This window comes from Phaeobacter italicus (genome assembly GCF_001258055.1).
Classification (GTDB): Bacteria; Pseudomonadota; Alphaproteobacteria; order Rhodobacterales; family Rhodobacteraceae; genus Phaeobacter; species Phaeobacter italicus.
Window position 1 is genome coordinate 379,280 of record NZ_CVRM01000022.1, and the last position, 24,917, is coordinate 404,196.

Annotated in this window: 26 protein-coding genes and 1 tRNA gene; 14 read left to right on the plus strand and 13 right to left on the minus strand. The window is 60.4% G+C overall.

Going from position 1 to position 24,917, the window contains the following annotated elements; translation table 11 throughout:
- Window positions 1-43: 43 nt before the first annotated feature.
- Entirely contained in the window at window positions 44-892 is an 849-nt protein-coding gene (locus NIT7645_RS10605) for a glycoside hydrolase family 25 protein (protein ID WP_050687014.1), read from the plus strand.
- An 8-nt stretch (window positions 893-900) separates the two neighbouring features.
- On the opposite strand, the gene hemC is transcribed toward NIT7645_RS10605, so the two are convergent.
- Window positions 901-1,863: a hydroxymethylbilane synthase gene (hemC, locus tag NIT7645_RS10610; protein WP_050687016.1), complete on the minus strand. Its 963-nt coding sequence runs from the start codon at window positions 1,861-1,863 to the stop codon at window positions 901-903.
- Window positions 1,864-1,973: 110 nt separating this feature from the next.
- Between hemC and hemE the strand changes: the two genes are divergently transcribed.
- Entirely contained in the window at window positions 1,974-3,008 is a 1,035-nt protein-coding gene (gene hemE, locus NIT7645_RS10615; protein WP_050687111.1) for a uroporphyrinogen decarboxylase, read from the plus strand.
- Window positions 3,009-3,086: 78 nt separating this feature from the next.
- Window positions 3,087-3,260, plus strand: coding sequence for a hypothetical protein (locus tag NIT7645_RS19515; RefSeq protein WP_037302667.1), 174 nt, complete (start codon window positions 3,087-3,089; stop codon window positions 3,258-3,260).
- Here NIT7645_RS19515 and NIT7645_RS10625 read toward each other — a convergent pair.
- Both NIT7645_RS10625 and NIT7645_RS10630 read right to left on the minus strand, forming a co-directional pair.
- Complete coding sequence (locus tag NIT7645_RS10625; protein WP_050687018.1) at window positions 3,250-4,356, minus strand: CaiB/BaiF CoA transferase family protein; 1,107 nt, start codon at window positions 4,354-4,356, stop codon at window positions 3,250-3,252. The two genes, NIT7645_RS19515 and NIT7645_RS10625, sit on opposite strands and share 11 nt — an antisense overlap.
- 107 nt (window positions 4,357-4,463) lie before the next feature.
- Window positions 4,464-4,658 carry a SlyX family protein gene (locus tag NIT7645_RS10630; protein ID WP_008562355.1) on the minus strand — a complete coding sequence of 65 codons (195 nt, stop codon included), beginning with the start codon at window positions 4,656-4,658 and terminating at the stop codon, window positions 4,464-4,466.
- Window positions 4,659-4,863: 205 nt separating this feature from the next.
- Between NIT7645_RS10630 and hisS the strand changes: the two genes are divergently transcribed.
- The 3 genes from hisS to hisG are packed head-to-tail and all read left to right on the plus strand — an operon-like array spanning window position 4,864 to window position 8,136.
- A complete protein-coding gene (gene hisS, locus NIT7645_RS10635; protein WP_050687019.1) occupies window positions 4,864-6,351 on the plus strand; it encodes a histidine--tRNA ligase in 1,488 nt (495 codons plus the stop codon).
- A 4-nt stretch (window positions 6,352-6,355) separates the two neighbouring features.
- A complete protein-coding gene (locus tag NIT7645_RS10640; RefSeq protein WP_046211848.1) occupies window positions 6,356-7,444 on the plus strand; it encodes an ATP phosphoribosyltransferase regulatory subunit in 1,089 nt (362 codons plus the stop codon).
- Complete coding sequence (hisG, locus tag NIT7645_RS10645) at window positions 7,441-8,136, plus strand: ATP phosphoribosyltransferase (RefSeq protein WP_050674414.1); 696 nt, start codon at window positions 7,441-7,443, stop codon at window positions 8,134-8,136. The genes NIT7645_RS10640 and hisG overlap by 4 nt, the downstream gene beginning before the upstream one ends.
- Before the next feature lie 111 nt (window positions 8,137-8,247).
- On the opposite strand, the gene NIT7645_RS10650 is transcribed toward hisG, so the two are convergent.
- From NIT7645_RS10650 to NIT7645_RS10685, 8 genes are all read right to left on the minus strand, one after another.
- Window positions 8,248-8,324: transfer RNA gene (locus tag NIT7645_RS10650), tRNA-Pro, on the minus strand.
- Between the two features lie 43 nt (window positions 8,325-8,367).
- Window positions 8,368-9,324, minus strand: a complete 957-nt coding sequence (locus NIT7645_RS10655) for a DMT family transporter (RefSeq protein WP_046211850.1) — start codon at window positions 9,322-9,324, stop codon at window positions 8,368-8,370.
- Window positions 9,325-9,494: 170 nt separating this feature from the next.
- Window positions 9,495-10,598: a 3-isopropylmalate dehydrogenase gene (gene leuB / locus NIT7645_RS10660; protein WP_008559825.1), complete on the minus strand. Its 1,104-nt coding sequence runs from the start codon at window positions 10,596-10,598 to the stop codon at window positions 9,495-9,497.
- Window positions 10,599-10,728: 130 nt separating this feature from the next.
- Window positions 10,729-11,814 (minus strand): endonuclease/exonuclease/phosphatase family protein, encoded by a 1,086-nt coding sequence (locus NIT7645_RS10665; protein WP_050687022.1) that lies wholly within the window; start codon window positions 11,812-11,814, stop codon window positions 10,729-10,731.
- The gene (locus tag NIT7645_RS10670) at window positions 11,811-12,644 is read right to left on the minus strand and encodes a hypothetical protein (protein WP_046211852.1); all 834 of its coding nucleotides are present in this window, start codon (window positions 12,642-12,644) and stop codon (window positions 11,811-11,813) included. Before NIT7645_RS10670 ends, NIT7645_RS10665 begins: the two co-directional genes overlap by 4 nt.
- Window positions 12,645-13,069: 425 nt before the next feature.
- Window positions 13,070-13,675, minus strand: coding sequence for a 3-isopropylmalate dehydratase small subunit (gene leuD, locus NIT7645_RS10675; RefSeq protein WP_008561597.1), 606 nt, complete (start codon window positions 13,673-13,675; stop codon window positions 13,070-13,072).
- 12 nt (window positions 13,676-13,687) lie between these two features.
- Window positions 13,688-15,091, minus strand: coding sequence for a 3-isopropylmalate dehydratase large subunit (gene leuC, locus NIT7645_RS10680; RefSeq protein WP_008560856.1), 1,404 nt, complete (start codon window positions 15,089-15,091; stop codon window positions 13,688-13,690).
- 55 nt (window positions 15,092-15,146) lie between these two features.
- Window positions 15,147-15,260, minus strand: coding sequence for a hypothetical protein (locus NIT7645_RS10685; protein WP_008560989.1), 114 nt, complete (start codon window positions 15,258-15,260; stop codon window positions 15,147-15,149).
- 138 nt (window positions 15,261-15,398) lie between these two features.
- On the opposite strand from NIT7645_RS10685, the gene NIT7645_RS10690 reads away from it, so the two are divergent.
- From NIT7645_RS10690 to rlmH, 3 genes are all read left to right on the plus strand, one after another.
- Window positions 15,399-16,790: a mechanosensitive ion channel family protein gene (locus NIT7645_RS10690; RefSeq protein WP_050687023.1), complete on the plus strand. Its 1,392-nt coding sequence runs from the start codon at window positions 15,399-15,401 to the stop codon at window positions 16,788-16,790.
- A 198-nt stretch (window positions 16,791-16,988) separates the two neighbouring features.
- On the plus strand, window positions 16,989-17,357 hold the full coding sequence (gene rsfS / locus NIT7645_RS10695; protein ID WP_008562485.1) for a ribosome silencing factor: 369 nt from the start codon (window positions 16,989-16,991) through the stop codon (window positions 17,355-17,357).
- Between the two features lie 122 nt (window positions 17,358-17,479).
- Window positions 17,480-17,950, plus strand: a complete 471-nt coding sequence (rlmH, locus tag NIT7645_RS10700) for a 23S rRNA (pseudouridine(1915)-N(3))-methyltransferase RlmH (RefSeq protein ID WP_037302670.1) — start codon at window positions 17,480-17,482, stop codon at window positions 17,948-17,950.
- A gap of 21 nt (window positions 17,951-17,971) precedes the next feature.
- Here rlmH and NIT7645_RS10705 read toward each other — a convergent pair whose 3' ends face one another.
- Window positions 17,972-18,343 (minus strand): hypothetical protein, encoded by a 372-nt coding sequence (locus NIT7645_RS10705; protein ID WP_050687025.1) that lies wholly within the window; start codon window positions 18,341-18,343, stop codon window positions 17,972-17,974.
- A 59-nt stretch (window positions 18,344-18,402) separates the two neighbouring features.
- Window positions 18,403-19,128, minus strand: a complete 726-nt coding sequence (locus NIT7645_RS10710; protein ID WP_050687027.1) for a DUF599 domain-containing protein — start codon at window positions 19,126-19,128, stop codon at window positions 18,403-18,405.
- Between the two features lie 79 nt (window positions 19,129-19,207).
- On the opposite strand from NIT7645_RS10710, the gene NIT7645_RS10715 reads away from it, so the two are divergent.
- The 5 genes from NIT7645_RS10715 (at window position 19,208) to NIT7645_RS10735 (ending at window position 24,811) form a co-directional block, all read left to right on the plus strand.
- Window positions 19,208-20,656, plus strand: coding sequence for an FAD-linked oxidase C-terminal domain-containing protein (locus NIT7645_RS10715; protein ID WP_050687029.1), 1,449 nt, complete (start codon window positions 19,208-19,210; stop codon window positions 20,654-20,656).
- 85 nt (window positions 20,657-20,741) lie between these two features.
- The gene (locus NIT7645_RS10720) at window positions 20,742-21,842 is read left to right on the plus strand and encodes an FAD-binding protein (protein ID WP_050687031.1); all 1,101 of its coding nucleotides are present in this window, start codon (window positions 20,742-20,744) and stop codon (window positions 21,840-21,842) included.
- 4 nt (window positions 21,843-21,846) lie between these two features.
- The gene (gene glcF / locus NIT7645_RS10725; RefSeq protein ID WP_050687033.1) at window positions 21,847-23,175 is read left to right on the plus strand and encodes a glycolate oxidase subunit GlcF; all 1,329 of its coding nucleotides are present in this window, start codon (window positions 21,847-21,849) and stop codon (window positions 23,173-23,175) included.
- A 159-nt stretch (window positions 23,176-23,334) separates the two neighbouring features.
- Complete coding sequence (locus tag NIT7645_RS10730; RefSeq protein WP_110732337.1) at window positions 23,335-24,198, plus strand: trypsin-like serine peptidase; 864 nt, start codon at window positions 23,335-23,337, stop codon at window positions 24,196-24,198.
- 154 nt (window positions 24,199-24,352) lie between these two features.
- The gene (locus NIT7645_RS10735) at window positions 24,353-24,811 is read left to right on the plus strand and encodes an Hsp20 family protein (RefSeq protein WP_050687036.1); all 459 of its coding nucleotides are present in this window, start codon (window positions 24,353-24,355) and stop codon (window positions 24,809-24,811) included.
- Window positions 24,812-24,917: the final 106 nt, after the last annotated feature.

The window sequence follows — 24,917 nt, forward strand, 5'->3', positions numbered from 1 at the left end:
AACCAAAGCGCGATTGAACGCGCAGGGTTTGGGAGGGCAGGGCATGCGGATTGGCAAAGCGGTGCAGGGGATCGGTCTGGTTGCGTTGCTTCTGGCAATGGCGTGTGCGCCGCGTGTTTCTGCTCCACCTCCGACGCCGCCGATTGGTGTTCCGGTTCAACCCGGCGCGACAGAGGCAGCACTAGAGGCCGCGAAGGCGCGGCTGATTACGAACCCCAAATTTGCCGACAGCGATCCCCATTCTTGGGAGGGGCGCACACCTTGGTCTTATCCCATTCACGGTATCGACGTGTCGCGCTGGCAGGGAGACATAGACTGGCAGCGGGCGCGCCGGTCGGGCGTTAGTTTTGCCTATATCAAAGCGACAGAAGGCGGGGATCTTCTGGATCCCAAATTTCGCGATCACTGGCAGGCGGCCCGGCGCGCGGGCGTGAAGCGCGGTGCCTATCACTATTTCTATTTCTGCAGACCGGCCGCCGAGCAAGCCCGCTGGTTCATTCGCCACGTGCCACGCGATCGCGCGGCCTTGCCTCATGTTCTGGATATGGAGTGGACGCCGCATTCGCGCACCTGCACCAAACGTCCCTCAGGTGCCAAGGTGCGGGCCGAAGCGAAACGGTTTCTGGATCTGCTTGAGGCCCACTATGGCCGTCGACCGGTGCTCTACACGACAGTTGATTTCTACCGCGACACCGGGATTGGGCGCTTGCCCGGAACCGAATTCTGGCTGCGCTCTGTGGCGGACCATCCCCATATCACCTATCCCGGTGCGCTGTGGCGCTTCTGGCAATATACCGGGACAGGGCGGGTGCCGGGTATCGAGGGCAACGTGGACCTGAATGTTTTTGGTGGCGGACCAGAGCGTTGGCTGCGCTGGTCCGGCCAGATCTGAGCAAAAACTCAGCGTTTCCAGTCGAAGAAACCCTCGCCCGCCTGATCAAGAAGCTTTGCTGCCATGGCGCGGCCCAACTCTGCGCCATCTTCGATTGGGCAGCTCTGATCGTCGCTGATTGCCTCGGAGCCGTCGGGGCGCAGCACTTCTCCGCGCAGGCGCAGGGTTGTGCCGTCCAGCTCTGCAAGACCGGCAATAGGGGTTTCGCAGGATCCATCCAGCGCCGCAAGAAAGGCGCGTTCAGCGGCCAGTCGCTGTCCCGTCTGCTGATCGTGGATTGCGGCCAGCATGTCGGCAGCGCGACTGTCACTGGTGCGTCGCTCGATCCCGATGGCGCCCTGGGCAACCGCCGGCAGCATGTCATTCGTTTCGATCGCATTGGCAGGGACATCTGCCATCGCCAGCCGGTTCAGACCGGCCATGGCGAGAAAGGTGCATTCCGCAACGCCTTCCGACAGCTTGCGCAATCGGGTTTGCACATTGCCACGGAATTGCACCACGTTCAGATCGGGCCGACGGTGCAGCAGCTGCGCCCGCCGCCGCAGCGAGGAGGTGCCCACGACTGCCCCTTTGGGCAGATCATGGATCGATGTCAGCGAGGGCGAAATAAAGGCATCACGCACATCTTCGCGGGGAAGATAGGTGTCGAGCATCAGCCCCTCGGGTTGCTGGACCGGCATGTCCTTCATCGAGTGCACGGCAATGTCGATGGCGCCTGACAGCAGGTCTTCCTCGATTTCCTTGGTGAACAGACCTTTGCCGCCCAGCTCCTTCAGTGGCTTGTCAGCTGCAATCAGCGCCTGATTGTCGCCTGTGGTCTTGATGACCACAATCTCGAAGGCATCGTCGGGCAGGTCAAAAGCGGCTGCCAGTCGCGCGCGTGTTTCATAGGCCTGAGCCAGGGCCAGCGGCGATCCGCGGGTGCCGATTTTCAGGGGCGAAGCGGGAGAGGGCAGGTCAATCTGTGTCATGTATTGACCCTTAATCGCGACATAATGCCATGACAAGCACCCCACCTGCTGCCCTTGACAATTTGCCGCCAAGGCTAGACCTCAGTGACAGCAAAGAAATGAGGGTGAACATGGCCGAACAGAAAAAGCTGCTGCGCGCATTGGCGGGTGAGACGCAGGATGTCCCACCGATCTGGATGATGCGTCAGGCGGGCCGGTATCTGCCCGAATACCGCGCGACCCGCGCGCAGGCCGGTGATTTTCTGTCGCTGTGCTATAATCCCGAACTCGCTGCAGAGGTGACGCTGCAGCCCATTCGCCGCTATGGCTTTGATGCGGCGATCCTGTTTGCAGATATCCTTTTGATTCCGCAGGCACTCGGTGCAGACTTGTGGTTTGTGACCGGCGAAGGGCCGCGCTTGTCCACGATCACAAGCGAAGCAGACTTTGCCAAACTGGGCCCCGTCAGTGACATCCACGAGACCCTGAACCCGATCTACGAGACTGTTCGCATCCTCTCGCGCGAGCTGCCGTCCGAGACAACTCTGATTGGCTTTGCCGGTGCGCCCTGGACGGTAGCGACCTATATGATCGCAGGTCGTGGCACCCCGGATCAGGGCCCGGCTCATGCCTTGCGCGAAGAAAACACGGCCCTGTTCGAGGCCCTGCTGGCGCGCATTACCGAGGCAACCATCGAATATCTGTCTATGCAGATCGACGCGGGCGCAGAAGTGGTCAAGATTTTTGACAGCTGGGCCGGATCGCTCAAGGGAGAGGCGTTCGAGAAATACGCGCTGGAACCCTGCCGCCAGATCACCGCTGCGCTGAAGGAACGGTATCCGCATATTCCGGTCATCGGCTTCCCCCGTGAGGCGGGCGATAAATATGTTGGCTTTGCCAAGGCGACGGGCATCGACTGCGTTGCGCTCGACAACTCTGTTGATCCGGAATGGGCCGCTGCGAATGTGCAGGTCGATGGCTGCGTTCAGGGCAACCTTGCATCACGCCACATGGTCACCGGCGGACAGGATCTGATCGACGAGACCCGGCGCATCGTCGCGGCCTTCAAGAACGGGCCGCATATCTTCAACCTTGGTCATGGGATCACACCGGATGCTGATCCGGACAATGTGCAACTGATGATCGACACGGTTCGCAACGGCTGAACCGGCGGCGACTGACCTTGCCAAGGCAGCGAAGATGCGGCATCAGCGGCATCTTCATAACCTTCCGGAGGTGTTACGATGGACTACAGCCGAATGGGCGGCGTGAAGCCGGGCCGCAACAAACCCCGCCACGCAGAGCACAATGCCAAGGGGACGGCAAAGAACCCCTATGACAAGAAATCTGACAAAGCAGAGCTGCTGGAGCGCATGAAGGCCGCTGCTGCCAAGGGAAAGAAAGACCTCAGCGCCTGAGGTCTTCAAGGTCTCTCAGGATTTCGGCGGTGTGCTGTCCGCGGGTGGGGCTTTCTGGTGGTGACCATTTTGTGCCCTCGTCCATCCCTTTGGAAAACCGGGGGGCTGGGGCGGCCTGAAGACCCCCACCTGTCTGCACCCACGTTCCGCGCGTGTTCATCTGATGATCCCGCGCTTCCTCGGGGGATAGAATAGGCGCAACGCAGGCATCGCTTCCCTCGAACATCGCTGCCCAGTGATCGCGCGGTCGGGTCACAAAAATCCCGGCAAGCCGGGCGCTGAGAACGGGCCACATCGACTTGTCATATTGGCGGGCAAAGTCGGGATCGTCCGTCAGCTCCATGTGTTTCAAAAACACCTGATAGAATTGCGGCTCAAGGCACTGCACCGTGATATGGCCCCCGTCAGCACAGGTATAAGCCCGGCTCCAGTGGGGGCCGTCCAGTAGATTTTCGCCACGGGGATGACCGAACTGACCTGCCTGCTGCAGCGTCATCAACAGGTTCATCATATGGGCTGAGCCGTCATAGATTGCGGCATCCACCACGCATCCATCGCTTGCACGGTCCTTGCGGGCAAGCAGGGCCGACAGAATGCCGGCCACAAGGTAAAGCGCGCCTCCGCCGATGTCGCCGACCAACGTAGGCGTTGCCATCGGTGGGGTGCCGGGCAGAGAGCTGTGCCAAAGCGCGCCGGACATGGCGATATAGTTCATGTCATGGCCTGCGGATTGGGACAGGGGGCTGTCCTGACCCCAGCCCGTCATGCGGCCAAAAATCAGGCCCGGATTGCGCGCGTGACATTCGTCAGGGCCCAGTCCCAGCCGTTCCATCACACCGGGGCGGAACCCTTCGATCAGACCATCGGCCGTCTCCAGCAGTTGCAACAGGGTCTCGACGTCCTGCGGGTCTTTGAGATCCAGCTCGATGGAACGTTTGCCGCGATCCAAAATCGCCTGGGCCGGAGCAAGGCCATCTGGCTTTTTGCCCTTGCGATGAACGCAGATGACATCCGCCCCAAGATCCGCCAGCATCATCGCCGCAAACGGACCGGGCCCCAGCCCTTCGATTTCGATGATCCGAATGCCCTGCAGCATGATGCGCTCTCCCCAAATCTGTTGTCAGGGCGAGACTAACCGGTTCACGATGTCAGCCAAGTGCGCCGTTGCGGCACAGAAGCAGGCTTGGCCCAATCAGATCCGGATCAATAGTGGGGGGGACGTTCGTCACCCAGAATAACACCACCGTTGCCTTCCTGATCACGGGCGCGTTCGCGCTCCATCAGCATGGCGACACGGTGGGTCAGCCGGTCGATCTCGCCTTGCTGGCGGCTGATCACATCGCTCAGCTCGTCGACAGTTCGGGTCAGGTGGGCGATCTGCTCTTCGAGATGTTGCATGGCTGTCTCCTTGGTCTGATGCTCTCATATGCGGTTGGGGCGGGTAGGTCCATGCTGTCACGGATCTGAAACACTCTGCCCGCATATGAGGCGCCGCAGGGGTGGGCGAGGGGGCATGCCGCTCTGCCGCCTTGCTGTTGAGCCTGCCTTGGGCTAGACCGCCGGGCGAGTAATTGTCCCATTTCGACACCCCGAGGAGGCCAAGATGGCCAAAGTCAAGAAACAGCCCCGTCCAAAGGCGATCACGCCCAAAGGATTCCGTGACTATTTCGGCGAAGAGGTGAGCCAGCGCACTGAGATGTTGCAGGCCATCGCGGGTGTCTATCATCATTACGGCTTTGATGCGCTTGAATCCTCGGCTGTTGAGACGGTCGAAGCGCTGGGTAAATTCCTGCCCGATGTCGACCGCCCCAATGAAGGCGTCTTTGCCTGGCAAGAAGCGGATGACGATGGCAAGGGCGACTGGATGGCGCTGCGTTACGATCTGACGGCGCCCCTGGCCCGCGTCTATGCCCAGCACCGCAATCATCTGCCCAACCCCTATCGCCGCTACGCGATGGGGCCGGTCTGGCGCAACGAGAAACCCGGTCCTGGCCGCTACCGCCAGTTCTATCAGTGTGATGCTGATACCGTTGGCACCGCTTCGATGGCAGCAGATGCCGAAATCTGCATGATGCTGTCTGACACGCTGGAAACCGTCGGCATTCCGCGCGGTGACTATTTGGTGCGTGTCAACAACCGCAAGGTGCTGAACGGCGTTCTGGAAGCAATGGGCCTGGCAGAAGACGACCCCAAACGCGACGACGTTCTGCGCACCATCGACAAGTTCGACAAGGTCGGCGAAGCAGGCGTGCGCGAGCTGCTGGGCAAAGGACGTCTGGATGCATCTGGTGCCTATATCGACGGTGTCGGTCTGGGCGAGGCGCAGGCCGACCCTGTGATCGCATTCCTGACCTCCCGTGCGGATGATGTCGCCGGAACCATGGCCAACCTGCGTGCAGCTGTCGGCGACAGCAAAGTCGGGGCCGAAGGCATCGCGGAACTGGAACAGATCGGTGAGTTGATCGCCGCCGGTGGTTACGGTGCCGATCAGGTGCTGATTGACCCCTCTATCGTGCGCGGGCTTGGCTATTACACCGGCCCGGTCTTTGAGGCTGAGCTGACCTTTGAAATCCTGGATGAAAAGGGCCGCAAGCGTCAGTTCGGTTCTGTCTCAGGTGGTGGCCGCTATGATGGGCTTGTCAAACGCTTCATCGGTCAGGAAGTCCCGGCGGTTGGTGTGTCGATTGGTGTCGATCGCCTGCTGGCTGCGCTGCGTGAAAAGGGACGTCTGTCCACGACACCGACTGGCCCTGTTGTGGTCACGGTCATGGATAAGGCCCGCATGGCGGATTATCAGGCAATGGTCGCTGAACTGCGCAACGCAGGCATCCGGGCAGAGGTTTATCTCGGCAACCCCAAGAATTTTGGCAACCAGCTGAAATACGCAGACAAACGCAATTCTCCCATCGCCATCATCGAAGGTGGTGAGGAAAAAGAGCGCGGCGTCATCCAGATCAAGGATCTCATCCTTGGGGCCAAGATCGCCGAGAGCGCGACGCTGGAAGAGTGGAAAGAACGCCCCAGCCAGTTTGAGGTGCCACGCGGTGATCTGGTGGCGAAAGTGCGGGAAATCCTCGCAAGTCAGGACTGAACCGATGAGCGATCGTATGAACGCCTTGGCGCTGGCCGCCCGGCTTCGGATGAATTTTGAAGCCGCAGGGGCCCGCGTGGTCGAACCGCCTTATCTGCAACCTGCAGAAACCCTGCTTGATCTCTATGGCGAGGACATTCGCGCCCGTGCCTATGTGACTACCGATGCGCTGCGCGGGGAGCAGATGCTGCGCCCCGATTTCACCGTACCGGTCGTGCAGATGCATATGAGCCACGGCGCTGAACCGGCGCGCTATACCTATGCAGGAGAGGTGTTTCGTCGCCAGGAGCACGACGAAGACCGTGCAAACGAGTATCTCCAGGTGGGGTATGAGGTCTTCGACCGCAAGGATCCCGCCAGCGCAGATGCCGAAGTCTTTGCCCTGATCGCACTGCAGTTGCGCGACATGCCCGTTCGCGCGGCAACCGGTGATATTGGTATTCTGATGGCTGCGGTTCAGGGGCTGAACACGACGGACCTGCGCAAGGCCGCGCTGATGCGCCATATCTGGCGCCCGCGCCGGTTCCGTGCGCTTCTTGACCGGTTTGCGGGCCGCGCTCCGCTTGCGGACAGCCGGCGCAAGCTTCTGTCAACTGAAGGCGTGCTGACTGGACAGGTTCCCGCAATCGGCAAACGCCGCCCGGCTGAAATCGATGCGCGGGTTGATGCGCTGCGCGCCGATGCGGCGGAACCCCCGATCGCAGAGCATGAGATTCTCGCGCTTGAGGCGCTGATGGCGGTGCGGGAAACCATCCCATACGCGTCTGAGCAGCTGCGCGACATCGCGGTGGATCTGCCATCCATCAATCCTGCGCTTGATCGCCTTGATGCGCGCACGGCAGCAATGAAAGCCCGCGGAATTGATATCGAAACGCTCGACTTCGAAGCGTCTTATGGTCGGACATCGATGGAATACTACGATGGCTTTGTGTTCGGCTTCTACGCTGATGCGCGCCCGGATCTGCCGGTGATCGCCAGCGGCGGTCGCTATGATGCTCTGACCCGCCAACTGGGGCAGGGCGCCGAGATTCCCGCCGTGGGTGGCGTACTGCGCCCGGACTTGATGCTGCGACTGGAAGGGGCAGAGCAATGACCCTCAAACTTGGTGTGCCGTCCAAGGGGCGGCTGATGGAAAAGACCTTTGAGTGGTTTGCCAAGCGTGGCATCACGCTGAGCCGCACGGGCTCTGATCGCGAATACGCGGGCGCTGTTGAGGGCGTCGATGGCGTCGACCTTGTGCTGCTGTCCGCTGGGGAAGTTCCGCGTGAACTGGCGGCGGGGCGGATCCACCTCGGGGTGACGGGCACTGACCTTGTGCAGGAAAAGCTGCCGCTCTGGGAGCAACAGGTCGAGGAAGTTGCACCGCTTGGGTTCGGTCATGCGGATCTGATCTTGGCTGTTCCTCAGCTTTGGGTCGATGTGGACACGCTGGATGACCTTGATGCGGTTGCAGCCGCATTTCGTCGCAAACATGGCCACCGCCTGCGGATTGCAACGAAATACCATCGCCTGGTGCGTGAATACCTGATGGATGCCGGGGTGGCGGACTATCAGCTGGTTGACAGCCAAGGTGCGACCGAAGGCACGGTGAAGAATGAAACCGCCGAGATGGTGGCAGATATCACCTCCACCGGCGAAACCCTGCGTGCAAACCACCTGAAGCTTTTGTCAGATGGCCCGGTCTTGCGGTCTCAGGCGACCCTTTGGCGCAGCCGCACGGCAAAATGCTCGGCCGACGAGAAAAAGGTGCTGGGCGCGCTTTTGGACCGACTGCACAACGGGTAATCGCCCCATCACTGTCTGTAATTCAATCGGGCCTCGGTAGAAATCTGCTGTGGCCCGTTTTTTTGCGGGTTGCAGACAAAACAAAAGGCGCCCAAGGGCGCCTTGTTTTATTGGTCGGAGCGAGAGGATTCGAACCTCCGGCCCCTGCCTCCCGAAGACAGTGCTCTACCAGGCTGAGCTACGCTCCGACCGTGGCGCGGGAGTACACGGGGTGACCGGGATATGCAAGCCCTATTCGCTGGCTTTTTGCACGCCTTTGCGTTTGAGGATCAGCGACACATTGGTGCCGCCGGCGGTGTAGCCACGGGTGCGGGTCCGCAGCACTGGCGTATTGTCCGACCGGCCGCCAAATGCTTCGCGCAAAACGATAAAAATACCGCTGGCGATGATAATTGCGGCGCCTGTCAGGGTCATCACATCGACCGTTTCTCCAAACATCAGCACTGAAAACAAAGTGGCCCAGATGATCTGCGAATACTGCATCGGCGCCACGATGGCGGCTTCGCCGATGGTGTATGCACTGACCGTCAACAAGGTGGCGCAGAAACCAAACAACGCCACAACCGCGATTCCTGCGAACATGCTGCCTTCCATCGGGACGTAGACGAGAGGCAGTGCAATCCCCATGACGGCAAATGTGGTGAGCATTGGGTAAATCATCAGAACCACCCGGCGTTCATCGGCGCTGATCTTGCGCAGCACAACCGACTGGAACGCTGCACACAACGCGGCAAACAAGGCGGCAGCGTGGCCCAGGCCAAGTGTCGTTGCCCCGGGACGCAGGACAACCATGACGCCGATGAATCCAACCAGAACGGCACCCAATCGCGGCAGTCCCACGCGTTCACCCAGAATGGGGATCGACAACAGTGTAATCAGCAACGGGGTGACAAACAGCAGCGCGTAGGCCTGCGCGAGCGGCAGCTCTGAAAACGCGTAAAACGCAGAGGCCGGCACCAGAGACATCGTGATAGAGCGCAGCGCGGTCCACCACGGATGGGCCGGGCGCAGATGGCCGGGGGTCACATCCTTGATCAGCATCAGCATGATCAGCGGAAAGGACAGAAGGCTGCTGAAGAAAACCAGCTGAATCGGCGAGATATTTGCGCCCAAGACCTTAACCACGACATCGTGGGTGGAGAAAATCGCATAGGCAAGCAGGGCAAGCAGGGCGGCTTTGACGTTCATGTGAAATCGCTGATTTATGCTGGGCTGACAGGTTCCGCGAGCGGCTAGCGCTAACAGATGGTGGTGACTTAACAGAAATCGGCTTTTGCGCCTAGATGGTGCGTGAGGTCCGAGAAAGCGAAAAGGGCCGGTGACCCGGCCCTTTCCTGAAACTGTGCAAATCTATCGGCTCAGAGGCTTGCGTCGAGCGCCGCGACAATCACATCGCCCATTTCTGAGGTGCTGATCGGCGATACGCCTTCTTCACCCAGCAGATCCGCCGTGCGGTGGCCGTCTGCCAGCACCTTTTCAACCGCCGCTTCCAGGCGGTCAGCCTCGGCGCCCTGATCAAAGCTGTAGCGCAGCGCCATCGCAAAGCTGAGGATACAGGCAATCGGGTTTGCCTTGCCCTGGCCCGCAATGTCGGGGGCCGAGCCGTGCACCGGCTCATAGAGCGCCTTGGGGCGGCCGTTTGCCATTGGTGCACCAAGAGACGCGGAGGGCAGCATGCCCAGCGAACCGGTCAGCATTGCGGCGCAGTCGGACAGGATGTCGCCGAACAGGTTGTCGGTCAGGATCACGTCGAACTGTTTGGGCGCGCGCACCAGCTGCATGGCGCCATTGTCGGCGTACATGTGGGAAAGCTCTACTTCGGGATAATCCGCTGCAACGCGGGTCACCACCTCGCGCCACAGGATGCCGGATTCCATCACGTTGGCTTTTTCCATCGAGCAGAGCTTTTTGTTGCGGCGCATCGCCAGCTCAAACGCGGAACGTGCCGCGCGCTCGATCTCGGATTCGGTGTAGCGCTGGGTGTTGATGCCAACGCGCTCGTTGCCCTCTTCAAAGATGCCGCGCGGCTCGCCGAAGTAGACGCCGGAGGTCAGTTCGCGCACGATCATGATATCGAGACCGGCCACGATGTCCTTTTTCAGCGAAGAGAAATCAGCCAGCGCATCAAAGCACTGGGCAGGGCGCAGGTTGGAGTAGAGGTCCATTTCCTTGCGCAGACGCAACAGGCCGCGCTCGGGCTTCACCGAGAAATCAAGATCGTCGTATTTCGGACCACCCACAGCACCCAGCAGAACTGCGTCCACATTCTGGGCCTTGTCCATGGTCTCATCCGCGAGCGGTTTGCCGTGCACGTCATATGCCGCGCCGCCAACCAGATCCTCGCTCACATCAAAGGCCAGATCGCGCTTGTCGCCGAACCATGTGATGATCTTGCGAACCTCTGCCATGACCTCGGGGCCGATGCCGTCACCGGGCAGAATCAGAATCGATGGGTTGGACATATGGGTACTCCTTGAAACCGTTGCCGCCGGGGTAACGGCACATCGCTCTTGGGTCAATGTTCGGGGCCATATATAGCGCCGCGTCGCTTTATTTTTATGGCTAAAAGTGGGGTTTTCGCGCCATGTTGTTTCAGTCGGCGCTGCTGGGAATTTCCAGATCTATCCAGACGAGGGCATGGCGGCTGGCCAGCCGGTCGCCGTCGCCATCCGGGGCTGGAATTTCTGCGGGCCAGATCAGCCTCGCGTCCAGCACGTTCATGGCGCGGGACGGCACCAGATAATCCACCCGCATGCGACCTGACTTGCCCCAATCCACTGTTGCAACACGCCCGTCTGCGCCAGTTGGGCGGGGATCCTGCAGGCGTGGGTCTTGCAGCAGGCGGGAGATTGTATCGCGGTGGCCCGCGCCGCGTCTGGGGTCCAGACTGGCGCCGCCTGCAATGACAAATGGGGGCGTTGGCACCGGGCCGAGATCTCCATCCAGCAGCACCTGCCAGAGCCGGATTTCATCGCGGTTTCGCAGGCCGTTGCGATCTTCCTCTCCGTCAAAGAGCGGCGTGGTTGCCTGAAACGCCATGAGCGTCAGGGTGACGTCATCTCGCAGTTGGATCGGCACAACCCAATGGCCCGTACTCGATAGACGTTGCGCGTCTCTCGCCTCTGCCGATGGAAAGGGAGAGCCATCAGGATGGACAGGCAGCACCGCCCCCGGCAGATCTTTCCACAACAGGGCAGAGAGATCACGAACTTGGCTTGAATGGATGGGGTGACGGGACAACAGGGCCATGCCCCCCTGGCCCGTGAAACGACCATATCCCTGGGCGTCGCGCGCTTCTCCCAGTCTGCCATTGCTATCCATATCAAGCCCCGTTGCGAGACCGCTGTTTGGGCGGGGGGCAAAACGATGAGGATAAGGGGCGATGGTCTCTGCCAGGAGGTCGGCAAAGGCGTTTAGGGTCGCGCTGTTCAAATCCCAGTCCATCCCTTGCAATAGAAGGATATCAGGGTCAGCCGCGGTGATTGTCTTTGCCACTGCGGCGATCTGCGGATCCTTTTGTCGGAGCAGGTCGCGCAGCAGCAGGCCCGGTCCCTTGCGTGACAGTTCCGTGTTGAACGTCGCAATCCGAATTCGATCTGTCTGCAGTGCTATTGCTGTTTCGGCTTGCGCAGCGAGCGGCAGCAGGAGGGCCGTGCAGAGGGCGGCCCAAAACCTCATGCGATCTGCAAGGCTTCGGCGTCGGCATAGGCTGCGCGCCGTTTGAAGGTGATCAGTTCGGCAATCCGTTGCATCGCCAACCCCCGCATGATCATGGAGGCGGGGAGAAAGGCCCAGAACGACATCACCCAGACAAGGGTCTGAGGCGACGACAGCAGCGTCGGATCGGCAATCCCGCTCAGCATTTTGGCGGCGGCGGGCAAGCCAAAGGGCAACAGCACCCCTGCAATGATGTTGATGCGGGCGTCGCGTTGCAGGCGCTGGACCACATCGCCTCCGGCTGTTGGGTCAAACAGGGGCAGATTGGTCCATACGTTGAACGGCCCATTGCCAAGCGGCCAGTTCTGCCAGCGGATCGCGATGAAAAAGCTCGCTACAGCAAGAAACGCGATCACAAAGGCCAGCGCGGCAGCTGCCATCACCTGCGCCAACAAAGGTGCAGGCGCATGGGCGGGCATCATCAGCCCAGTCAATTGAACCGGGGAGAACGGGAAATCCAGCACCCCAGCCAAGCCATAGGCCAAGCCGCTGAGCAATCCGGTCAGAGCCGTGCCCTCGAGCGGATGGCGTGCCAGCAGGCTGAGCGAAAGAACCATGAGGCTAAGCGCGACGAACCGCATCCGGTTGAGTGGGGGCGCATCGCGGAATTCCATGAAACTGGGATAGTTCGAAGAGTATTCCGCAAATGTCAGACCTGCGGCCAGAATGGCAAGAAGGGCGATCACTTCGGGTGATTTGGTGGCCGCAACAGGCAAGAGCAGAGACGGCATCGCGATCAGCAATGCGATGAAAACGCCTCGGATGGCCGCGCCTGAAATGCGTGTTATCACGTCTCGATCCTCTCAAATCGGACCAGCCGGTACATTGCCGTGCCGTGTTCCAACTTGGTGATCCGGGCGCATCCCTTGCTGGGGTGTCTTTACCGGACCGTGCCTCAATTCCGCCTTATTTGTGCCTGCAAACCCGATTCCGCTCAAGCAGGGGTGAGGGGGTGCAGGTCCATTTTGCCTCAGTCACAGGCCGACTGGTGCCAGTTTGCATCAGTAACGGCCAGAGGGCTGTGTATAATCAATGACTTATCAACAGGCCCCCATACGCCCTGTTCCAATCAAACCTCAAACCAATCGGTCGCGGCTCCAGGATGGGCACTTGGCAATCAATGTGGCAAAGTTTTGACGCCCTCGCATGGGGCGGGGCCGCGAAACAAAAAAGCCGCCCGGATCGGGCGGCTTTGATGATGTCATGTGCAGGGCAATCAGACCCAGGGGCGTTCCTGGCTGGCCTTGTCCTCAAACGACTTGATGGATGCGGATTTCTCCATTGTCAGGCCGATGTCGTCCAGACCATTCAGCAGGCAGTGCTTTTTGAACGCATCAACTTCGAAGGTGATCACCTCGCCATCGGAAGTGGTGATTTCCTGCGCTTCCAGGTCGACAGTCATGCGCGCGTTGGCGCCTTTCTCTGCGTCCTTCATCAGGATGTCGACCTGCTCTTGCGGCAGGACGATCGGAAGGATGCCGTTCTTGAAGCTGTTGTTGAAGAAGATGTCCGCGAAGGATGTGGACACGATGCACTTTATGCCAAAATCGGCAATGGCCCAAGGCGCATGTTCGCGCGAGGAGCCGCAGCCAAAGTTGTCGCCCGCGATCAGGATCTCGGCGTCGCGGTACTGCGGCTTGTTCAGCACGAAGTCCTCGATCTCGGAGCCGTCACGGTTATAGCGCATCTCGTCGAACAGGTTCTTTCCGAACCCGGTGCGCTGAATGGACTTCAGGAACACCTTGGGGATGATCATGTCGGTGTCGATGTTGACCAGCGGCATGGGGGCAGCGATGCCTTGGATTTTTGTGAACTTTTCCATTTTGCTCGCTCCTTAATTCAGCTCGCGCACGTCGGTCAGCTTGCCGGTAAGGGCAGCGGCGGCAGCCATCGCAGGCGACACCAGATGGGTGCGGCCCTTGTAGCCCTGACGACCTTCGAAGTTGCGGTTGGAGGTTGCGGCGCAACGCTCGCCTTCGGACAACTGGTCAGGGTTCATCGCCAGACACATGGAGCAGCCCGCAAGGCGCCACTCAAAGCCTGCGTCCTGGAGGATCTCGGCGATGCCTTCTTCCTCGGCCTGAGCGCGGACCAGACCAGAGCCCGGAACGACCATGGCACGCATGCCGTCCTTGATCTTCTTGCCCTTCACGACCTCTGCCACAGCGCGCAGGTCTTCGATGCGGCCGTTGGTGCAGGAGCCGATGAACACGGTATCGATCTCGATGTCGGTCAGTTTCTGGCCGGGAGTCAGGCCCATGTACTCGAGCGAGCGGCGTGCTGCCTCGACCTTGCCGCCGGTGAAGTCTTCAGGCGATGGAACCACACCGGTGATCGGCAGCACGTCCTCGGGGGAGGTGCCCCAGGTCACAACCGGCTCGATGTCCTCGCCCTTCAGGGTGACGACCTTGTCGAAATGCGCGCCTTCGTCGGTGTAAAGCGTCTTCCACCAGTTCAGCGCCGCTTCCCACTGGGCGCCTTTGGGGGCGTGCGGGCGGCCTTTGACGTATTCAAAGGTGGTTTCGTCCGGCGCGATCAGGCCGGCGCGCGCGCCGCCTTCGATGGCCATGTTGCAGACGGTCATGCGGCCTTCCATTGACAGATCACGGATCGCTTCGCCGCAATATTCGATGACATAGCCGGTGCCGCCGGCAGTGCCGGTCTCGCCGATCACCGCGAGGGTGATGTCCTTGGCGGTCACGCCCGGCTTCAGCTTGCCGGTGATCTCCACCTTCATGTTCTTGGACTTTTTCTGGATCAGCGTCTGGGTGGCCAGCACGTGCTCGACCTCGGAGGTGCCGATGCCATGTGCCAGCGCGCCAAAGGCGCCGTGGGTGGCGGTGTGGCTGTCGCCGCAGACCACGGTCATGCCGGGCAGGGTCCAGCCCTGTTCCGGGCCGACGATGTGCACGATGCCCTGGCGGACGTCATCGACCGGGTAGTAATGCACGCCGAATTCGCGGGCGTTCTTGTCGAGGGCCTCAACCTGGATGCGGCTTTCCTCGTTCTCGATGCCCTTGGCACGGTCGAGCGTGGTCGGCACGTTGTGATCCGGCACGGCGATGGTCTTTTCCGGTGCGTGCACCTTGCGGCCGGCCATGCGCAGGCCTTCGAATGCCTGCGGGCTGGTCACTTCGTGAACCAGGTGGCGGTCGATGTAGAGCAGGCAGGTGCCGTCCTCGGCTTCATGCGCGACATGCGCATCCCAGATTTTGTCGTAGAGCGTTTTGGGGGACATGAGTCCTCTCCCGTAGTTTTTGGAATATAGCTGGCAAAAGGGCTTGGCGGCAGCCTTATAGCCGCGCCAGGACCGTGCGGGCGGCGCCAAAGAACCGCTCGCGCAGGCGTGCGCGGTCTTGCAGCTCGATATGGTGGGCCAAAACGTGGGTCATGGCTGTCAGATACATCTGCTGGGCGCTGCAATCAAGATTCGTTCTGGACTGCGGTGAACAAGGTCTTGGCCCAGATGCAAACCGGTTGCGGAATGTCCTGCCTTGATCCTCGCGGCAAGGGGCGGCAGACTTCTGACTGAGATAGGGAGCATCATGGATCCGGAAGAACAGATCGAAACAAAAGATGCGCTGGCTGAGAGCACGGCAGAGGCGATCGAGTTTGGCCAGCAGCTGTGGGCTTTTCTGACAGATACGGCTGAGGTTCTGCTGCGGCCTTGGAATGCCTACCAACTGGGCATCGCTGCGGGCCTATTTCTGATTGCGGCGCTGCTGGCGCGTCCGATTGCGGCCAGCTTTCATGACTGGCTGCGAGGCCGCGCAGGATGGCCAAAGTGGCGGATCCGGGCAGGGCTTGTGGTGCATAAACGGATCAGAGGGATCCTTTTTGTGCTTTTGATCTGGTCCACGGTCCTCATCATGCAAGAGATCACCTGGCCAAGTCGCTCGCGGGTGCTTGTGGTGATCGCCAACCTGTCGCTGGCTTGGCTGATCGTGTCCTTTGCCACCCGTCTCGTGGCCAATCCGCTGCTGCGCAAGATGGTCAAATACGGCGCGTGGGTGTGGATTACCCTTAGAATTCTGGGTCTGACGGCCGAGGCGACGGCCTTTCTCGACAGTATAGCGATTGATTTTGGCGATCTGAGGATTTCCCTGTTCCTCATCGTGCAGGCCATCGTGATCCTGGGGGTTATGCTTACGCTGGCGCGCGCGGTTTCATCCGTGGCGGCAAACAGGATCCGCAACAATCCCGACATTTCGCCCTCGATGCAGGTCCTCGGAGCAAAGCTCGCTCAGATCCTTCTGCTTGGCGGGGCCTTTTTCATCGGGCTGAAGGCGATAGGCATTGATCTCACCGGCCTTGCGGTTCTGTCCGGCGCGATTGGTGTTGGTCTTGGTTTCGGTCTGCAGAAGGTGGTGTCCAATCTCGTTTCAGGCCTCATCATCCTGTTGGATAAATCCATCAAGCCGGGGGATGTGATTTCGCTCGGCGAGACCTTTGGCTGGATCAATTCCCTTGGCGCGCGCTATGTGTCTGTGGTCACACGGGATGGGCGCGAATACCTGATTCCGAACGAGGATTTCATCACCAATGAGGTGGTGAACTGGTCTCACTCGGATCGATTCGTCCGGCTGGATCTGAAGTTCGGCACCGCGTATGGGGATGACCCGCACGAGGTGCGGCGCGTGGCTATCGACGCCGCAAAAGGGGTCAGCCGTGTGCTCAGCGGCGGCAAGCGCGCGCCGGTGTGTCACATCATCGGATTTGGCGATAGCAGCGTGGATTATGTGTTGCGGTTCTGGATTGATGACCCCACCGGAGGTCTCACCAATATTCGTGGCAACGTCTATCTGGCTTTGTGGGATGCGTTTAAAGACGCGGGCGTGTCCATTCCGTTCCCGCAGCGGGAGGTGCGGGTGATGAATGATGCGCTGTCGGTTGAAGTCGCTGAAACCCGCGGTGGAGAGAGCGCAGAGAGTGGTTGAGCCATTCCCGTGGGGGAGGTGGTGGGCCTGCGTGCCACGCAATGCAGCCTCTCGTTTAAGGTTCATTGAAAAAGCACGTCTGCCTTGCTAAATTGAGACTACCCCAGCGCCGGGGGACCGGCGGCGCGCTACAAGGAGGACAATGTCCTGTCACCCGAACCTCAGGCGGCCCAAGATGCAGGCCGCGGTGTGGCTGTAATGGCCACCAAATCACAGCCGACCAGCGATCAGCTGCTGGCGCGTGTTCTTTCCTCGCTTGATGACGACAAGGCCGAAGATGTTGTGCAGATCGATCTGCGCGGCAAGACAGCCATTGGCGATCACATGGTTATTGCCTCGGGCCGTTCGACCCGTCAGGTCGCGTCCATGGCCGAGAAACTTGCCGACCGGCTGAAGCAGGACTACGGCCTGCTGTGCAAGGTCGAGGGCAAGGATACTGGCGATTGGGTGTTGATCGACACTGGCGATATCATCATCCATCTGTTCCGTCCGGAAGTGCGCGAGTTCTATCAACTCGAAAAGATGTGGCTTCCTGCTGGCACCTCACCAGCGCAGAGCGAGAACTGAAGACAGCCTGACCGCAGAACCGGGTAGGCCGGTTCTGACTGGATCGGCCTGTGCGATCCTTGGCGCCAGTTGCCACGGCAATGCGCCGCTGATCCCTGCAGGCCCGAATCGAAAGATCTTCCATGCGACTTCATTTTTGTGTGGTCGGGCGCCTACGGGCCAGCCCGGAGAAGCAGCTCATTGATGACTATCTTGAGCGGTTTGACCGTACGGGCCGGGCCTTGGGTCTTGGCCCCTGCAAGGTGATCGAAGTCGAGGACAAGAAAAATGCAGGGATGGCTGCCGAGGCTGATCTCCTGCGCAAGGCAATCCCCAAGGGGGCTGTCATCTGTACGCTGGATGAACGTGGCAAGCTTTTGACGTCACCGGATTTCTCGAAACGGCTGGCTGATTGGCGCGATACAGGGCGCCAGGATGTCGCCTTTGTCATCGGTGGCGCGGATGGGATCGATCCCAGCCTGCGTGCTGAGGCAGATTTTTCCATCTCTCTGGGCAAGATGGTCTGGCCGCATATGCTGGTCAGGGTCCTGCTGGCAGAGCAGGTCTATCGCGCCGCCACGATCCTGGCAGGCAGTCCCTATCACCGGGTCTGACAGCTGCCCGGCGCTACTCGCCTAGCAGCTGGCGTCGCAGTTGAGCACGAGGATATAGGACGCCTCTGCCCATCCATCGACATTGCAACGCGCCTGGATTTTGACCTGTTCAGTGCCATCCGGGATCGCCACTCCTGCCAGCGACCGGGTAAATGGCTGTTCGTTGACATGGGGATGCACCAGCTCGCGCAGGCCAAGCGGATTGCCGTCCATGTCCAGAACCCGCCAGCCATCAGCATAATGATCCCAGCCGGTGTCCGGGTGGCTCAGCGTTACGCTGATCCGCCAGCTGCTGCCGGTTTGGGTTGCGGTTGCCTCAAGGATGCGCGGATCATCGGCCCAGGCAGCGATGGGCAGACAGGTGGCACAGGCAAGGGTCAGAGCTTTCAACATGGATCCAGCCTAGGTCGGATTCGCCCGGCTGTCTTTGACATTTCGCAAGGTGCCCGGTGTTAGGCAGAAGTTTGCGGGGGCTTTGTATCCGCTGGCAGACGTTGCAGGATCTGGCGGGATTGCGAGGCAAATTCGCGCCGGTAAAGAACCGCGAGGGTGATCAACGTCGTGGCGATCAGGGCAAGTGGGCCCACCAGCCAAGCGACAGAGGCCAGCGAGAAATAGGTTGATCGCATCGCACGGTTAAAGCTCCGGGCGGCAGTGATCGACAGATCCGCGGCCTGCTCTGCGCGTTTGAACGCATTGGGGGCGTCTCCACTGTTTGGCACTGCTCCCATCAGGACAAAGCAGTAGCCAAATAGCCGGTGAGCCCAAACGTATTTCAGGAACGCGTTGCTTAGCAGCAGAAGGACCAGCAGGATTTTCACGTCCCAGACAAAGGCTGGCGCACTGTCGAGGCTGAGGTTGCGCGCGACACCGACCAGCTGGTCGGTGTTGCCAATCAGCGCCAGGCCGCCGCCGATTGCAATCATCGAGGCTGACGCGAAAAACGCCGTTCCCTGACGCAGGTTGCTGATCAATTGGGCATCAAAGATACGCGGCTGGCGTGACACCATCTGGATCATCCACTCATGCCGGAACTGTGCCATCAGTTCTGAAACTGATGGTTTGCCCTTGGGCGCGTTTTCAATGCGCCAGCCAATGCTCAGCCAGCTCAGCAAAAGCAGGGTGCAGGCAATCAAATCGAGAGGAGAGAACAGGGCCAGTCGGTCAATCAATGTCATGTGGTCAACTTACCCGCCGAACAACTGGCTTGCCAGATCGGAAAATTGGTCATATTATTTTACCAAAGAGGAGAGCCCCATGGAGATGCCATCCCCGAACCCCGCCATTCTGGCCTGCAAGTCGCGGCTGGTTGAGCGTCTGGCCAAGGTCCTGCCCGCTGACGCGGTGATCGAGGACGAGGCAGAGACCCGTGCCTATGAGTGTGATGCGCTGACGGCCTACAAATGCCCACCGCTTCTGGCTGTGCTGCCGCGCAGCACACAGGAGGTTTCCGACGTCCTGCGGATCTGCCACGAAGAGGGGGTGCCAGTGGTGCCGCGCGGGGCCGGAACCTCGCTGGCCGGCGGGGCGCTCCCGACGGCGGATTGTGTGATCCTTGGTGTGGCCCGCATGAACGACGTGTTGGAAACGGATTATGCGAACCGCACAATCCGCGTACAGACAGGGCGTACCAACCTCAGCGTATCGGGTGCGGTCGAGGAGGAAGACTTCTTTTACGCGCCTGATCCGTCTTCACAGCTGGCCTGTGCAATCGCAGGCAATATCGCCATGAACTCCGGCGGAGCGCATTGCCTGAAATACGGGGTGACGACCAACAATCTCATGGGGGTGACCATGGTGATGATGGATGGCACCGTGGTTGAAATCGGGGGGGCTCATTTGGACGCTGGCGGCCTCGACCTTCTGGGGGTGATCTGTGGCAGTGAGGGACAGCTTGGCGTGGTGACAGAGGCCACCCTTCGGATCCTGCGCAAACCTGAAGGCGCCCGCCCCGTTCTGATCGGATATGACAGCAATGAGGTGGCAGGCGCCTGTGTCAGCGATATCATCAAGGCCGGTGTTCTGCCGGTTGCGATCGAGTTCATGGATCGACCCTGTATCGAGGCCTGCGAAGCCTTTGCCAAAGCGGGTTATCCGATGTGTGAGGCGCTGCTGATCATCGAAGTCGAGGGCAGCGAAGCAGAGATTGACCACCAGCTCCGACTGATCACCGATATTGCGAGATCGCATAACCCTGTTGAACTGCGCGAGGCCACCGACAGCGATGAAGCCGCCCGGATCTGGCTGGGTCGCAAATCCGCCTTTGGCGCCATGGGGCAAATCAACGACTATATGTGCCTTGATGGAACGATCCCTGTGACCTCGCTGCCGCATGTGCTGCGCCGGATCGGTGAGATGAGCAAGGAATTCGGACTGGCCGTTGCAAATGTATTCCATGCCGGTGACGGCAACATGCATCCGCTGATCCTGTTTGATGCCAACAAGCCCGGCGATCTGGAAACCTGCGAGGCCTTTGGCGCCGAGATCCTTAAACTCTGCGTTGAGGTGGGGGGGTGTCTGACCGGTGAACACGGTGTCGGTATCGAAAAGCGTGACCTGATGCTGCATCAGTACCGGCCAGCCGATATCGAGGCCCAGTTGCGGGTAAAGGATGTCTTTGATCCGAAATGGCTGCTCAACCCGGCCAAGGTCTTTCCCTTGTCCACAACACAGAGCCGCCGCGCGCCCGCAATGGCCGCAGAATAGGAACTGGCCTGACAGGCCCTTGATGCGGGCCAGTCGCGGGGGCTTTGCCCCCACACCCCCAGAGTATTTTTGAAAAGGTGAAACCATGACACCTCAGAGCGAGGCCGAACTGGCCGACATCATTGCGGCCGCCAAGGGACCTATGAGCATCCGGGGCGGTGGCACCCGTGGCAGTTCGGGGGAGGGGGATCCACTGTCGGTCGCCGGTCTTAGCGGTGTGACCCTGTATGAGCCCGGCGCGCTTACGCTGGTGGTGCAGGCCGGCACGCCTGTTGAAGAGGTGAAGAAGATCCTTGCGGGCGAGAACCAGCGCCTGGCCTTTGAGCCTATGGATCACCGTGGATTGCTTGGCACGCAGGGGGTGCCGACCATGGGCGGGGTCTTTGCCGCCAACACCTCTGGGCCCCGGCGCATCCAATCCGGAGCAGCGCGCGATTTTCTTTTGGGGGTGCGGTTTGTGGATGGTCGGGGCGATGTCCTGAGCAACGGTGGCCGGGTGATGAAGAACGTGACGGGTTATGATCTGGTCAAGCTGATGGCCGGTGCATATGGCACCCTGGGGGTGCTGAGCGAGCTGTCCCTGAAGGTGCTGCCAATGGCCGAGGCCTGCGGGACGGTTGCTGTTGACGTGGCTGATCTGGCGACAGCGGTGGCGGCGATGTCGGTTGCTTTGGGATCGCCCTATGATGTGACCGGGGCGGCATATGACCCTGATGCGGGCACCGTCTTCATCCGGGTTGAGGGGTTTGAGACCTCGGTTGCGTATCGCGGCGAGGCGCTCTTGCAGGCGCTGGCGAAATTTGGCGAGGCGCGTATGACGCTGGGCGAAGGCGCTGCCTTGTGGGAGGGAATCCGCGACGTTGCGGCCTTTCATGACAAACCGGGAGACGTCTGGCGGATCTCGGTCAAACCGTCTGATGCGATCGTTTTGGCGCAGACGCTGGGGGCGACAGCGCTGCAGTTCGACTGGGGCGGCGGATTGATCTGGGCCTTGATGGAAGAGGGAACCGATTTGCGTGCCCGAATGAACGTGCCGGGCCATGCCACATTGGTGCGGGCCAGCGCGCAGACACGTGGCGCCATTGCGCGCTTTCAGCCAGAGCCCGCCCCGCTGGCCGCGATTTCTGCCGGGCTCAGGGCGCAGTTCGATCCGCGCGCGATCCTCAGTCCGGGACTGATGGGATAAAGATATGCAAACGACCTTTACCGAAGAGCAGCTCCAGGATCCCGGCACCCAGCGCGCCAATGAGATATTGCGAACCTGCGTGCATTGCGGTTTTTGCACAGCGACCTGTCCGACGTATCAGGTGCTGGGAGACGAGTTGGACAGCCCCCGTGGCCGGATCTACCTGATCAAGGATATGCTGGAAAACCAGCGCACGCCGGATGCCAAGACGGTCAAACATATCGATCGCTGCCTGTCGTGCCTGGCCTGTATGACGACCTGCCCGTCTGGGGTGCATTACATGCATCTGGTCGATCATGCCCGTGCCTATATCGAAAAGCACTATGACCGCCCCTGGAGCGACCGCGCGTTGCGCTGGCTGCTGGCGCGAATCCTCCCCTATCCCGGTCGTTTCCGGCTTGCCTTGTTCGGGGCAAAGCTGGCCCGCCCGTTTCGTGGTCTTGTTCCGGATGCGCGGCTGCGGGCGATGCTGGATATGGCGCCAAAGCACATCCCACCGGTGAGCCGCAACGACGATCCGCAGAGTTTCCATCCAACTGGCCCGCGCAGGAAACGGGTGGCTCTGATGACGGGCTGTGCGCAAAAGGCGCTCAACACTGATATCAATGACGCGACAATCCGTCTTTTGCGCCGCTTTGGCTGCGAGGTGGTGGTGGCCGAAGGTGCGGGATGTTGCGGGGCGTTGACCCATCACATGGGCCGCGAAGACGAAAGCCATGCGACCGCAGCCAAGAATATCCGGGCCTGGTGTGCAGAGATGGACGGCCAGGGGCTGGACGCGATTGTCATCAACACCTCCGGGTGCGGCACGACTGTGAAGGACTATGGGCATATGTTCCGTAACGATCCGCTGGCAGAGGATGCGGCAAGGGTGTCGTCGTTGGCGATGGATATATCAGAGCTGCTGATGCAGCTGGATCTGCCAGAGGGGGCAGACAAAGAGCTGACCGTTGCCTATCATGCTGCTTGCTCTCTGCAACATGGCCAGCAGATCAAGACCCATCCGAAGACGCTGTTGAAACGGGCAGGGTTCAAGATCGTTGAGCCGGCTGATCCGCATCTGTGTTGCGGCTCTGCGGGGACCTATAACCTGATGCAGCCGGAGATTTCAGCCGAGCTGAAGGCGCGGAAGGTCAAGACGCTTGAGGCCAGGAACCCCGATCTGATCGCAGCCGGGAATATCGGCTGCATGATGCAGATCGGTTCGGCCACCGGGCTGCCCATTGTCCACACAGTTGAGCTGCTGGACTGGGCCACTGGTGGGCCCAAGCCCCGCGCAATGGAGGCAGGGAACACCGTCAGCCGTGCGGGAGAGGTGCCGATCCTGCGCTGATGCCGCTGCGCTATCGCAAATCACAGTAAGCGACGCCCCGCCTGTCATCGGCGGGGTGTTGTGTTTTCGCGGGTGCAATTGCCCGGTCTGTGCCGTAATTTCGCCTGAAGGGGGCGTTATCCCAGACGGCAGGCAATTTCAGCGCGGAGCACATCACTTATGGCAGCACTGGCCAAAGACATGGCAGCAGGGAAGTGGCGGCTCGCGCGTGCATGTGCCGTGCTTCTGGTGCCGCTTCTTGCCATTGCGGCGCCGCAGGTTTCGCAGGCGCAGGACAGCCGTCTGCAGCGGTTGGAGACAACCGAGGCTGGCCGGGATTGGCAGGCCGTTGGGCGGCTCGACGTGAATGGAGAGGGCTTTTGCACCGGTGCCTTGATTGCCCCTGATCTGGTCCTTACTGCGGCGCACTGTCTGTTTGATCGCGACAGCCGCACCCGGATTGCCCCGCAAACGATCGAGTTTCTGGCGGGGTGGCGAAATGGGCGTGCCTCGGCCTATCGCAGTGTACGCCAGGCGGTGATCCATCCGAACTATGTATTCGACGGAGAGCTGTCGACGGATCGGGTGCGCAATGACATTGCTTTGTTGCAGCTACAGCGCCCGATCCGCAACACGACCGTCACCCCATTTGAGACCAGTTTGCGCCCTCAGAAAGGGGCGCGGATCGGCGTGGTTTCTTATGCCCATGATCGCTCTGAGGCGCCATCTTTGCAGGACGTTTGCGCCGTAATGGCCCGCCAGGAGGGGGTGTTGGTGATGTCCTGTGATGTCGACTACGGCTCTTCGGGGGCGCCTGTGTTCTCGTTCGAAGGGGGGCGAGCACGTATCGTGTCTGTGGTGTCGGCCAAGGCTGAAGTCTCTGGTCAGCAAGTGGCGCTGGGCTCTGCGCTGGCGGAAGAGCTGGATTTGCTGCGGGCTCAGCTTGGAAATGGCCGATCCGCCGGTCAGATGCCCCCCGGTGTGGGTCGTGTGCGTGTCGGCGAACGGGCCCGGTCGGGTGGGGCGAAATTCATCAAGAACTAGGCGCGCGACATCCGCAGTTGCCCGACCTCTTGAACCCCTCAAAACAGTCCTTATCTCAGTGTCATCGGGTCGCCGTCGATCGGGGCCCGAGCAACCTGATGCCCGTCCCAGAGGGGAGGGCACGCTAGAAAATCGCTCAAGATGAGGATGAAAAATGCGTAGTTTTGATTTTGCCCCGCTGCACCGTGCCACCATCGGTTTTGACCAGATCGCAGATCTCATGGATCGTGCTCTGAGCACCGACGTGGCCCAGCCGAGCTACCCGCCCTACAACATCGAAAAAAACGCAGCTGATGCGTATCGGATCTCGATTGCCGTCGCCGGTTTCTCCGAAGAGGATCTGAGCGTCGAGGTCAAGGAAAATGCCCTTGTTGTCTCGGCCAAGAAATCCGACGACGACAGCGACCGCACGTATCTCCACCGCGGCATCGCCACCCGCGCCTTTGAGCGCCGCTTTACGCTGGCTGATCACGTGCGGGTCACAGGCGCGAGCCATTCTGACGGGATGCTGCATATCGATCTGCACCGGGAAGTGCCCGAGGCGCTGAAACCCCGCCGGATCGAAATCGCATCGACCAAAGCGCCGAAACTGGACGCCAAGCCGGTCAACTGATCTGACTTCAGACAGGGGTGAGCTGCACGGATGGCTGCACCCCTGATGAACCACAACAGCCCCCGGCAATCCACCGGGGGCTGTTTTGCGTTTGTCAAAAGAACGG